At 42.6% G+C, this 12,453-nt stretch carries 13 protein-coding genes; all 13 read left to right on the top strand.

Annotation, left to right across the window (positions count from 1 at the left end; all coding sequences use genetic code 11):
• Window positions 1-158 precede the first annotated feature (158 nt).
• The 13 genes from GMD5S_RS0201145 (at window position 159) to rplC (ending at window position 12,433) form a co-directional block, all read left to right on the top strand.
• The gene (locus GMD5S_RS0201145) at window positions 159-1,409 is read left to right on the top strand and encodes a bifunctional folylpolyglutamate synthase/dihydrofolate synthase (protein ID WP_000464361.1); all 1,251 of its coding nucleotides are present in this window, start codon (window positions 159-161) and stop codon (window positions 1,407-1,409) included.
• Between the two features lie 90 nt (window positions 1,410-1,499).
• Entirely contained in the window at window positions 1,500-1,955 is a 456-nt protein-coding gene (locus GMD5S_RS0201140) for an SP_0198 family lipoprotein (RefSeq protein ID WP_000853130.1), read from the top strand.
• 184 nt (window positions 1,956-2,139) lie between these two features.
• Window positions 2,140-3,291 carry an iron-containing alcohol dehydrogenase gene (locus tag GMD5S_RS0201135; protein WP_000190388.1) on the top strand — a complete coding sequence of 384 codons (1,152 nt, stop codon included), beginning with the start codon at window positions 2,140-2,142 and terminating at the stop codon, window positions 3,289-3,291.
• Window positions 3,292-3,575: 284 nt separating this feature from the next.
• A complete protein-coding gene (gene cls, locus GMD5S_RS0201130) occupies window positions 3,576-5,108 on the top strand; it encodes a cardiolipin synthase (RefSeq protein WP_008293387.1) in 1,533 nt (510 codons plus the stop codon).
• Window positions 5,109-5,183: 75 nt separating this feature from the next.
• Window positions 5,184-5,327 (top strand): hypothetical protein, encoded by a 144-nt coding sequence (locus GMD5S_RS10705; protein WP_000933184.1) that lies wholly within the window; start codon window positions 5,184-5,186, stop codon window positions 5,325-5,327.
• Window positions 5,328-5,362: 35 nt separating this feature from the next.
• On the top strand, window positions 5,363-6,880 hold the full coding sequence (locus GMD5S_RS0201120; RefSeq protein ID WP_001103715.1) for a hypothetical protein: 1,518 nt from the start codon (window positions 5,363-5,365) through the stop codon (window positions 6,878-6,880).
• 129 nt (window positions 6,881-7,009) lie between these two features.
• Window positions 7,010-9,217: an anaerobic ribonucleoside-triphosphate reductase gene (gene nrdD, locus GMD5S_RS0201115; RefSeq protein ID WP_000636179.1), complete on the top strand. Its 2,208-nt coding sequence runs from the start codon at window positions 7,010-7,012 to the stop codon at window positions 9,215-9,217.
• Between the two features lie 11 nt (window positions 9,218-9,228).
• A complete protein-coding gene (locus GMD5S_RS0201110; protein WP_000521624.1) occupies window positions 9,229-9,369 on the top strand; it encodes a hypothetical protein in 141 nt (46 codons plus the stop codon).
• Window positions 9,370-9,413: 44 nt separating this feature from the next.
• Complete coding sequence (locus tag GMD5S_RS0201105) at window positions 9,414-9,914, top strand: GNAT family N-acetyltransferase (RefSeq protein WP_000423430.1); 501 nt, start codon at window positions 9,414-9,416, stop codon at window positions 9,912-9,914.
• 4 nt (window positions 9,915-9,918) lie between these two features.
• The gene (gene nrdG, locus GMD5S_RS0201100; protein WP_000220160.1) at window positions 9,919-10,515 is read left to right on the top strand and encodes an anaerobic ribonucleoside-triphosphate reductase activating protein; all 597 of its coding nucleotides are present in this window, start codon (window positions 9,919-9,921) and stop codon (window positions 10,513-10,515) included.
• Window positions 10,512-11,150, top strand: a complete 639-nt coding sequence (locus GMD5S_RS0201095; protein ID WP_000725976.1) for a uridine kinase family protein — start codon at window positions 10,512-10,514, stop codon at window positions 11,148-11,150. The genes nrdG and GMD5S_RS0201095 overlap by 4 nt, the downstream gene beginning before the upstream one ends.
• Before the next feature lie 265 nt (window positions 11,151-11,415).
• Window positions 11,416-11,724, top strand: a complete 309-nt coding sequence (gene rpsJ, locus GMD5S_RS0201090; protein WP_001284513.1) for a 30S ribosomal protein S10 — start codon at window positions 11,416-11,418, stop codon at window positions 11,722-11,724.
• A gap of 82 nt (window positions 11,725-11,806) precedes the next feature.
• Window positions 11,807-12,433 carry a 50S ribosomal protein L3 gene (gene rplC / locus GMD5S_RS0201085; RefSeq protein ID WP_000160197.1) on the top strand — a complete coding sequence of 209 codons (627 nt, stop codon included), beginning with the start codon at window positions 11,807-11,809 and terminating at the stop codon, window positions 12,431-12,433.
• Window positions 12,434-12,453: the final 20 nt, after the last annotated feature.

The following is a 12,453-nucleotide window of genomic DNA, read 5'->3' as shown; positions in this document are numbered from 1 at the left end:
GGAACATCCAGTGGATGTTTTTAGCTCACGTTGAAATTCATAGTAGCTAGTGATTAGCTAACCAGGTAAGAGGTCGGGATTTTAGTCCCGACCTCGTTTTTTATTTGTAATCATACTTTGATGCGGTAGTTGATTGGACTTTTGTTAAGGAGACATGTATGTTTGAAGTAGAAAAATGGCTGCATAGTCGGATTGGTTTAAACTTTAGATCTGGACTTGGACGAATGCAGCGAGCTGTGGATTTGCTGGGGAATCCTGAGAAGACTTATCCTATTATCCACGTAACAGGTACTAACGGTAAAGGGTCAACTATTGCCTTCATGAGGGAGTTGTTTGTTGCTCATGGTAAAAAAGTTGGTACTTTCACCTCTCCTCATATCGTCAGTATCCATGATCGAATCTGTATTAATGGGCAACCGATTGCTGATGCAGATTTTATCCGTTTGGCGGAGCAGGTCAATGAGATGGAAAAGACGCTTTTGCAAACCTATGACCAGTTGTCCTTTTTTGAATTACTGACTCTGATTGCTTTGCTTTACTTTAAAGAGCAGGGAGTGGATCTGGTTCTGCTAGAAGTGGGGATTGGTGGTTTGCTTGATACCACTAATGTCGTAACAGGAGAGATTGCAGTTATTGCTTCGATTGGGCTAGATCATCAGGAGACCTTGGGCGATAGTCTGGAGGAAATAGCCGAGCAGAAAGCTGGTATTTTCAAGGCTGGCAAGAAGGCAGTCATTGCCAAGCTTACTCCAGAAGCGGAGCTTGTCTGTCAAAGTAAAGCGAGAGAGTTAGCTGTCGAACTTTATCAAGCTGGGCGAGACTTCACCTTGAATGCTGGGGATTTTTCAAGTAAGCTAGCAAACTTTTCACAGCTTGAAATCGGTTTAGAAGGTGCTTATCAGCAAGAAAATGCCGCCTTGGCTTTAGAAACTTTTCTTCTGTTTATGGCGTCAAGAGGTGAAAGGGTCGAAGAAGAGTTTGTCAGACGGGCTTTGAAGGAGACACATTGGGCAGGTCGATTGGAACGGATTCGTCCACAAATCTACCTAGATGGGGCTCACAATCTGCCAGCCTTGACTCGTCTAGTCGAGTTTATCCAAGGGAAAATCCAGCAAGGTTACCAGGTTCGCATCCTTTTTGGAGCACTTAAACGCAAGGATTATCAGGGGATGTTAGGCTATCTATCTAAGCAGTTGCCTGAGGTGGAACTTAAGGTAACAGGCTTTGACTACCAAGGCTCTCTGGATGAAAAGGATGTGGCGGGTTACGATTTGATTTCTTCCTATGGCGGTTTTATCAGAGAATTTGAAGAAAAGGCCAAAGATCAGGACTTGCTTTTCGTGACGGGCTCGCTCTACTTTATCTCGGAAGTCCGAGCGAGTTTGGTTGGAAGCGACGAGATTAGTTGACCTTATAGGCTTAAGTTGTTATACTTGAGGTAGGAGGTATATCTGGAAACGATTCCAGCAAAACATTGGCACAAAAGAAAGGAAATCGCTATGAAAACGAAAACATTCACACTTTCTATTGCTTCCCTAGCAATTCTTAGTCTTTTAGCAGCTTGTGGACCTAAGGCACAAGCCCCTACCCAGCAATCTGCTCAGCAATCATCTTCTCAACAAGAATCATCTTCTAGCGCTGCGACAAGTGCTAGTCAACCACAGGCGTCCTCAAGTCAGGACACTACTGTAGCTCAACCTACGAATATCGATGGTACCTATACTGGAAAAGATGAGAATGACCAAATCACTCTTGTTGTAACAGGTAAAACTGGTACATGGACTGAGGTCGAGCCAGATGGAGATAAGGAAATCAAGCAAGTCAGCTTTGAACCAGAAAATCAACGTGTCATTATCGGTGATGATGTCAAAATTTACACGGTTAATGGTAATCAATTGATTATCGACGATATGGACCGAGAGACATCTGACCGAGTGGTATTAACTAAGCAATAATGATTAAGTAAAAGTTCCAATGAGATGAAATCCATCTTTTTGGAGCTTTTTTCTTGAAAAAGTGGCTGGCTGTTCTTTACTAACTTTTTACTTAAAACGCTTACAAATATTTGTAAAACTTCTTATAAGGTCGTATACTTATAGTAAATAATCAAATAGCGCAAAGGCGCAGGAGGAAAAGCATATGGCTACATTTTACGTTCCGGCAGTTAACCTTATTGGTAAAGGTGTTGTAAATGAAGTAGGTCCGTATATCAAGGAACTGGGGTATAAGAAGGCCCTTTTGGTGACAGATAAGTTCATCGAAGGTAGTGATATTTTACCCAAAGTCCTAAAACCGTTAGATGCTGAAGGGATCGACTATGTAATCTTTAGCGATGTGGAGCCAAATCCGACTTGCAAGAACGTTACAGATGGGGTTGCTGCTCTGAAAGAGCATGGATGTGACTTCATCATCAGTCTTGGAGGAGGGTCTCCTCAGGATGCGGCTAGTTGTATCTCTATCATTGCTGCAAATGGTGGAAAACCACAGGACTACGAAGGTCTCCACAAGTCTACTAAAAAAGGGTTGCCAGTGGTTGCGATCAATACAACAGCTGGAACTTCTGCAGAAATCACCATTAACTATGTTATTACTGACGAAGAGCGCAAGGTCAAGATGGTAATGGTTGATAAGAACAGCCTTGCCCTTATCTCTGTCAATGATCCAGAACTCATGCTTTCAAAGCCGAAAGGATTGACAGCAGCGACAGGTATGGATGCTCTTACTCACGCTGTCGAAGCCTTGGTAACACCAGGTGCTTATAATGTGACCAAGAAACTTTCTATCGGAGCGATTGAACTCATCAAGGAGTATCTTCCTCGTGCTGTGGCAAATGGCCAAGATATTGAAGCGCGTGAGGCGATGGTCAATGCCATCTTCCTCGGTGGTATGAGCTTTAACAATGCTGGTTTGGGCTATGTTCATTCTATGGCTCACCAACTCGGTGCAGTTTATAACTTGCCACATGGTGTCTGCTGTGCCATGCTTCTTCCAGTTGTAGAGCGTGAAAATGCTAAACGTGTACCAGAAGCTTTCCGCAATGTAGCCAAGGCCTTGGGACTCCATGTTGAAGGGAAAACAGACCAGGAATGCGCTGACTATGCTATCGCTGAAATTGAAAAACTGTCTGAAACAGTAGGTATTCCGAAGAAACTCACCGAACTCGGTATCCAAGAAAAAGACTTTGACTTTGACTACCTTTCTAAGAATGCTTTGATTGATGCATGTGCGCCAGGCAATCCATTTATGCCAACTTTAGAAGAAACCATTGCTCTCTACAAAGAACTCTTCTAAAAATCAAGTAGAGTGGAAGGGACGTATTCCCCAACATATAAATAATATTGGAAAGAACTATCATTTTGGTAGTTCTTTTTAAGTTTCTTAATACCCTAGTTAAAAAGATAAAAAGGGATAGCACGTCATATAGTGAAGGAGTAATTTAAGAATCTTGCAGTTCTTGGAATAGTTTGAATAGAAAAAGGTAAAAGGTTGCCATCTACCCCTGAACTGAGGTATACTAGTAGAAACAGTAGTTTATCAAGCAGTTAAGGAGAATGTTAGAAAAGGAAGGGGGATGTATGACAGCTAGAAAAATGCAGCTACTCATGTCCAAATATGGTTTCAGTATTACCATCATGTTGGCAGAGTTGTTTATCATCTTTGGTTTATTTCTCTATCTAGGGCAGATGGCTCCAATTGTCTGGATTATCCTAGTCATTTTAGTGAGCTTAGCGACTATTGTATCGATTGTTAATCGATCTATGAATCCTGAGAGTAAGGTAACATGGCTATTAGTAGCCTTTGTGCCAGTGTTTGGTCCCTTACTCTATATCATGTTTGGAGAGCGTCGTTTATCTAAAAAAGAAATGAAGCAGCTAAAGCAGCTCCAATCAATGGTTGATCGAGAGGACAATAGCAGAGCTCTCCGTTTGGAGTTAAAAGAGCAAGACAAGTCGGCTTATGGCGTTATCAAATCTCTCCTCAGCATGGACACGAATGCCGATGTCTATGATCGAACGGATACACGATTTTTTGCATCTGGTGAAAGCATGTGGCATCAGATGCTAGAGGATCTCAGGAAAGCGGAGAAATTTATCTTTCTTGAGTACTATATCATCGAAGAAGGCTTGATGTGGAACAGTATTTTAGAGATTTTGGAAGAAAAGGCTGCTCAAGGAGTAGAAGTTAAGCTCCTCTACGACGATATTGGATGTATGGCAACCTTGCCTGGGGATTATACCATCCAGCTTCGTAGCCGAGGGATTGAAGCCCATAAATTTAACAAGGTGATTCCACGCTTGACTGTTGCTTATAACAACCGTGATCACCGTAAAATCATGGTTATCGATGGGCAGATTGCCTATACAGGTGGTGTCAATCTAGCAGACGAGTATATCAACCATATCGAACGCTTTGGTTATTGGAAGGATAGCGGTATTCGTCTGGATGGACCGGCAGTTAAAGCTTTTACCAGACTCTTTTTATCTGCCTGGTATATCAACCGTGGAGAGATTAGTGATTTTGACCAATACCATCTCGAAAATCAGCCCAAAGATGGGATGGGGCTCTGTATTCCCTATAGTAGTGGGCCAAAACCCATCTACAGAGCTCAAGTTGGAAAAACGGTTTACCAAAATCTTATCAATCAAGCTACAGATTACGTCTATATCACGACTCCCTATCTGATTGCTGACTACGATCTAACTGAAAGTATCAAAAATGCAGCTCTGAGAGGGGTAGATGTGCGAATTGTGACACCGTGTATCCCAGATAAGAAGGTTATTCAGTTAGTTACTCGAGGAGCCTATCCAGACTTGTTATCTGCGGGGGTTCGTATTTATGAGTACAGTCCGGGATTCCTTCATAGCAAGCAAATGCTTGTCGATGGAGAGGCAGCTACTGTGGGGACCATCAATTTTGACTATCGTAGCTTGCTCCACCACTATGAAAATGCCGTCTTACTTTATAGAACGCAGTCCATCATCGATATTGAAAGGGACTTCGAAGAGATTTTTAAAGTTTCTCAAGAAATTTATCCTCACACTATCAAAACCAGCTGGTATCAAAGCCTAATCAAGGAAATTGTCCAGTTGTTTGCACCTATGCTCTAACTATCCATCAAGATCTAGCCCAAGGCTGGATCTTATTTTTGTCTTCTTACGAATAGATAAGTAAAGGAGAAAACCATGCTTAATCTAGAAGATGATGATTTTATCAGAGAGTATAGAAACAGTCGATTCCACCGTTTTCGTGAAATCGAACGCTTTGCGCTATTGGATAAGAAATTCAGCAAATATCAATCCCAAGCTGACATTCCTGTAAGATTTTGATATACTAAAACAGATAAACTTAGAGGAGAAATTGAATGAACGTATACGGGAAAATAGATGAGAAACAAGAAGAATCTCATTACCAAGACTGGTCAGTGCCAGAGAAACGAGAAGGAGCTCCCATTCCCTTTTTTAGTATTTTGCTTTGGAGTTTAGTGGCCACAGCCATTTCGGTTGCCCTACCTAATATTTTTGGTTTAGTCAGTCCGCAACAAACCCAGGATCTTTATACCGGTTGGGCCTTGCATCAAAATGGTCAAATGTATACAGATTATTTTGGGACGGAGGGATTGCTCTATTATGTGCTAACCTACCTTTTTCAAGGCAGTATTCTGATTGCTTTGGTTGAGTGGTTGGCTTTGTTTGGAGCAGGTGTTTTTCTTTTTAAGGCTGCGGATACTCTTGTCGGCCAAGAAAATGAAGCGAAGCGAGTTGTCTTTATTCTATACTTGCTTGTAGCGGGCCTCGCTTTTGGTGGCGGTTATGCTCTCTTGCTAGCCCTGCCTTTCCTATTTTATTCATTGAGTATCGTTACAAATTATCTAGCTTTTCCAAAGGATGATAAAGGATTTGTACGAGTGGGGATGAGCCTTGCTCTCGCTTTCTTCCTTGCGCCAATCCCAACCGTCTTGTTTGCGGCTGTACTGGCCTTGGGCATCATCGGCTATAATCTAGCTAAAGGTCACTTTGTTCATGGCTTATATCAGTTCTTTGCGTCAGCCCTAGGATTTTCACTCTTATTCTATCCTTTAGGCTACTATACAGTGTGGACAGGTAGTTTTGGAGATGCCATTAGCCAGACCTTGTATCCGGTAAATACTCTTAGCCTCTTTTCAAATTCGCATTTGCTTGAAAATGCAGCCTTCTACGGTTTGCTTGCTATTGGATTAGGTTCCCTTGTCTTGCTCTTTACAGGCTTGTTCCAGTCAAAACCAGCCAAGCAATATGCCCTCTCAATTGCTGCTAGCTTGGGATTGTTGGTTTCTTTGGGAATCTTGATTCTCTCCAAAGAACCTATCAACGGTACTCGTCTTGTGGTGCTAATTCCTTTCTTGGTCTTGCTCCTTCTGACAGGAATCAAGGAAGATGTTTCGGATGGAGGCGGTCGTCGTAGAAGAAGACGTGAGAAACAAACTTCTTTCCTTAAAGGAAATTTCTATCTACCACTGATTGCCCTTGCCTACCTTATTGTTCTTCCTATCGTGAGTCGCTACCTTTCGCACCCAGCGACTTATCAGGAGAGAGACCGTCTTGCTAGCGTGGTTAAACAACAAACGAGTTCTGAGGATCGTGTCTATGCTTGGGATGATCGTCCTGATTTCTACCGTACCAGTGAGCGCTTGGCGCCAACTTCTCTATCAACTCCAACACTCTATACTGCAAGCGATGAAAATAAAACTAAACTGATGAATGACCTGAAAGAGAATCAACCGAAGATGATTGTGGTCAATCAAAAAGTTGCCTTGTGGTCAGATGTAGAGAGCTGGATCAGTGAAAACTATGAGCTTGTTCAGACAGATACTAGCGAGTTCAAACTATATAAATCAAAATAACAAAAAATCAATATCTTGTGGAATTTTAAAATTTTTAGGATTTTTAACACAAGATATTGATTTTTATTTTTAGAGTGGTATAATACTGAATATAAACAATTCAACAATATTTTAGAAAAGAGCATGGATATGATTGTATTAGAAGAAAAGCTTGCAACCGTTCCCACCTTGTTCGTTGAAAAACGAGATGGTAGACGTGTGGTGTTTGATGTAGACAAGATTGACAAGGCTCTCCACAAGGCGGCGGAAAAGGTTATGGACGTTACGCCTCTAGTAGAAAAACGCCTAAATGGTCTAGTTGAAAGAATCGTGACGGAAATTCACAGCCGCTTCCCTCAAGGTGTCAAGATTTACGAAATTCAAAATGTCGTAGAACATGAACTCCTTGAAGCCAAAGAGTATGCGCTGGCTGAGGAGTATATCACTTATCGGACACAAAGGGATTTTGAGCGCTCAAAAGCGACAGATATAAACTTTAGTATCCATAAACTTCTCAATAAAGATCAAGCAGTTGTTAATGAAAATGCTAATAAAGACAGCGATGTCTTCAACACCCAACGTGATTTGACAGCAGGGATTGTTGGGAAATCAATCGGGCTACAAATGCTTCCTAAGCACGTAGCTAATGCTCACCAAAAAGGGGATATCCACTATCATGACTTGGACTACAGCCCCTACACTCCGATGACCAACTGCTGTTTGATTGATTTTAAAGGCATGCTGGAAAATGGTTTTAAGATTGGAAATGCAGAGGTAGAGAGTCCCAAGTCTATCCAGACTGCGACAGCTCAAATTTCACAAATCATCGCCAATGTTGCTTCTAGCCAGTACGGGGGTTGCTCAGCTGACCGTATCGATGAAGTCTTGGCTCCGTATGCGGAGAAGAATTACCAAAAACACCTCAAAGATGCGGAAGAGTGGGTCTTGCCTGACAAACGGGAAGATTATGCTTGGAAGAAAACCCAAAAAGACATCTACGATGCCATGCAATCTCTCGAGTATGAAATCAACACTCTCTTCACTTCAAATGGCCAAACACCTTTTACTTCGCTCGGTTTTGGTCTGGGAACCAATCGTTTTGAGCGTGAAATTCAAAAAGCTATTTTAACCATTCGTATCAAGGGTCTTGGATCAGAACATCGTACAGCCATCTTCCCTAAACTCATCTTTACGTTGAAAAGAGGCCTTAACTTGGAAGAAGGGACTCCGAACTATGACATCAAACAGTTGGCCCTCGAGTGTGCAACCAAGCGGATGTACCCTGATGTCTTGTCCTATGATAAGATTATCGAGCTGACAGGTTCTTTCAAGGTTCCTATGGGCTGTCGCTCCTTCCTCCAAGGCTGGAAAGATGAAAATGGTGTTGAGGTCAATTCAGGTCGGATGAATCTAGGTGTTGTGACGGTCAATCTGCCTCGTATCGCCCTCGAGTCTGAAGGGGATCTGAATAAGTTTTGGGAAATCTTCAATGAGCGGATGAATATCGCAGAAGATGCTCTGGTTTACCGTGTTGAACGGACCAAGGAAGCAACACCAGCGAATGCCCCTATCCTTTATCAGTACGGAGCCTTCGGTCGCCGTCTCGGAAAAGAAGAAAGTGTTGACCAACTCTTTAAGAATCGCCGTGCGACAGTTTCGCTGGGCTACATCGGTTTGTACGAAGTGGCTACAGTCTTCTTTGGAAATAGCTGGGAAAGCAATCCTGAAGCCAAGGAATTCACACTGGATATTATTCGTGATATGAAACGTCGTGTGGAAGAGTGGTCTGACCAATATGGTTACCATTTCTCTATCTACTCCACACCGTCTGAAAGTCTGACAGACCGCTTCTGTCGCTTGGATACAGAGAAGTTCGGCTCTATTCCTGACATCACGGACAAGGAATACTACACCAACTCTTTCCACTACGATGTTCGTAAAAATCCAACACCGTTTGAAAAATTAGACTTTGAGAAAGTTTACCCAGAAGCAGGTGCGTCAGGTGGTTTCATCCATTATTGTGAGTATCCAGTTCTTCAACAAAATCCTAAAGCCTTGGAAGCTGTTTGGGACTATGCCTATGACCGTGTCGGTTATCTAGGGACCAATACTCCGATTGATCGTTGCTACAAGTGCGACTTTGAAGGGGATTTTGAACCAACTGAGCGAGGATTCGCTTGTCCCAACTGTGGCAATAGCGACCCTAAAACAGTAGACGTGGTCAAACGTACGTGTGGTTATCTGGGAAATCCTCAAGCGCGTCCGATGGTTAATGGACGCCACAAGGAAATCGCTGCGCGTGTCAAACACATGAATGGCTCTACTATCAAAACAGCTGGACATGAAGTAACAAATTAGAAGGAAATGGAATGGGGAAATACCAATTAGACGATAAGGGACGCGCACAAGTGACCCGTTATCACGAGAAACACTCGAAAGGTGGAACAGGTAAAAAAGAACGCTTGCTCAACCTCAGAGAACAGTTTTTAAACAAGAAAAAGAAAAAATAAAAGTGAGAGTCTGCTCTCACTTTTCTCTTAGGTGGGAGGGAAATATGGAACTACGCAGACCAAGTTTGGAAGATAAAGAAGCGATTTTAGAGATGATGGCAGAGTTTGAACAAGCACAGTCCCCTCACGACGGTGGATTTTGGGATGCTGAGAATTTTGTTTATGAAGAGTGGTTAGAAGAAAATCTTCAAGCGGAAGCGGGACTCAATATTCCTGAAAACTGGGTTCCTGCTATCCAGCTGGTTAGTTTTGACATAGCAGGCCAGGCTCTTGGCTTTCTCAACCTTCGTCTCCGATTAAATGACTACTTACTAGAAAATGGTGGGCATATCGGCTATTCCGTTCGCCCCTCTGAAAGAGGCAAAGGTTATGCCAAAGAAGCTCTCCGACAAGGCTTGCAAGTCGCCAAGGGAAAGAACATCAAAAAAGCGCTTGTGACCTGTAGCACAGAAAACCCTGCTAGTAGAGCAGTGATTGTGGCAAATGGCGGGGTGTTTGAGGATGTTCGCAATGGTGTAGAACGTTACTGGATAGATTTGGAGTAAAAGGATGACATGGAATACACCAAAACCAGGTGAATGGAAAAGTGAGGAGCTTAGTAAAGGGCGGATCATTGATTATAAGGCCTTTAACTTTGTCGATGGAGAAGGTGTGCGAAACTCTCTCTATGTATCAGGTTGCATGTTTCACTGCGAGGGGTGCTATAATGTTGCGACTTGGTCTTTCAATGCAGGTATTCCTTATACAGCAGAGTTAGAAGAGCAGATCATGGTAGACCTTGCCCAGCCCTATGTTCAAGGATTGACCTTGCTGGGAGGAGAACCATTTCTCAATACAGGTATCCTCTTGCCGCTCGTTAAGCGCATTCGAAAGGAATTGCCAGACAAAGACATCTGGTCCTGGACGGGCTACACTTGGGAAGAAATGATGCTGGAGACTCCAGACAAACTGGAACTCTTGTCGCTGATTGACATCCTTGTTGATGGACGGTATGATAAAAGCAAGCGCAATCTCATGCTCCAGTTTCGAGGGTCTTCTAATCAACGAATTATCGATGTGCAAAAATCCCTCAAAAGTGGGCAAGTAGTGATTTGGGACAAGCTTAATGACGGAAAAGAAAGCTATGAACAGGTGAAGAGAGAATGAAGAAAAAAGACCTGATAGAACAACTGGTTTCAGAGATCGAAACGGGAAGAATTAGGACGCTAGGGATCTACGGTCATGGGGCTTCGGGTAAATCAACCTTTGCTCAGGAATTGTATCAAGCTTTAGATTCTACTACAGTAAATTTACTAGAAACAGATCCCTATATCACTTCAGAACGTCACATGGTAGTACCAAAGCAAGCACCAGATCAAAAGGTGACGGCTTGTCTCCCAGTGGCGCATGAATTGGCAAGTTTACAGAGAGATATTCTCGCTTTGCAGGCAGGTATGGATGTCTTAACAATCGATGAACCGTGGAAGGCTAGTGAAATCTTGTCTGGAGCCAAGCCGATTCTGATTGTTGAAGGGATGTCTGTGGGTTTTCTACCCAAGGAACTCTTTGACAAAACCATCTGTTTCTACACGGATGAGGAGACCGAATTAAAGAGGCGTCTAGCTCGAGATACGACTATGAGAAATCGAGATGCTTCCTTTGTGTTAGCTAGCCATCAGATGAGACGGGAGCAGTATCTGCGATACTATAGAGAAACCGAGTCTAAAGCGGACATTTTAGTAGATCAATCAGAAGATACATTCAAGGTCAAAATGACACACAAAATGACACACATTATATAGAAGAAAAGACGGTTTTTTATAGATATAAATCCGTAATCTTGGAAAGATGAAAAGAGAAAACAGTTTCATCCTAAAAAAACGAAAAAAAGCTCACAAATCCCTTGCAATCGTAGGGGCTTTGTGTTATTCTATTATGGTGCTGTAAATTACAGCCTTAGCTTTGATGCAAGAGGTTGCGACACGCTCGGTTGCATTGCCACGCAACGCGCGTCGGTTTTCTTGTGGAGCTAGCCTATTATCTTAAATAGACGAAAAGGAGAAAAAGATGGCAAACAAAAAAATCCGTATCCGTTTGAAAGCTTACGAACACCGTACGCTTGACACAGCGGCTGCAAAAATCGTAGAATCAGCTACTCGTACAGGTGCACAAGTTGCGGGTCCAATCCCACTTCCAACTGAGCGTAGCCTCTACACAATTATTCGTGCGACTCACAAATACAAAGACTCTCGCGAACAATTTGAAATGCGTACACACAAACGTTTGATCGATATCGTTAACCCAACTCAAAAAACAGTTGATGCGTTGATGAAATTGGATCTTCCAAGTGGTGTAAACGTAGAAATCAAACTTTAATCTAAAGCTTGATACCTTGAGCATAAAAAACGCTCGTTAAAAACTTTTTGAATAAAAAATATAGAAAAGGAACTATTTTCTCATGACAAAAGGAATCTTAGGGAAAAAAGTGGGAATGACTCAAATCTTCACTGAAGCTGGCGAATTGATCCCTGTAACAGTTATTGAAGCAACTCCAAACGTTGTTCTTCAAGTTAAAACTGTTGAAACAGATGGATACAACGCTATCCAAGTTGGTTTCGATGACAAACGCGAAGTATTGAGCAACAAACCTGCTAAAGGACATGTAGCGAAAGCTAACACGGCTCCTAAGCGCTTCATTCGTGAATTCAAAAACGTTGAAGGCTTGGAAGTTGGTGCTGAAATCACAGTTGAAACATTCGCAGCTGGAGACGTTGTTGACGTAACTGGTACTTCTAAAGGTAAAGGTTTCCAAGGTGTTATCAAACGCCACGGACAATCACGTGGACCAATGGCTCACGGTTCTCGTTACCACCGTCGTCCAGGTTCTATGGGACCTGTTGCACCTAACCGCGTATTCAAAGGTAAAAACCTTGCAGGACGTATGGGTGGTGACCGCGTAACAATTCAAAACCTTGAAGTTGTACAAGTTGTTCCAGAAAAGAACGTTATCCTTATCAAAGGTAACGTACCAGGTGCTAAGAAATCTCTTATCACTATCAAATCAGCAGTTAAAGCTGGTAAATAATAAAGAAAGGGGAAATCAGT

This window comes from Streptococcus sp. GMD5S, from assembly GCF_000298715.2.
GTDB lineage: Bacteria > Bacillota > Bacilli > Lactobacillales > Streptococcaceae > Streptococcus.
The sequence above is the reverse complement of the archived record's forward strand: the minus strand, read 5'-3'. Positions and strand labels throughout refer to the sequence as shown.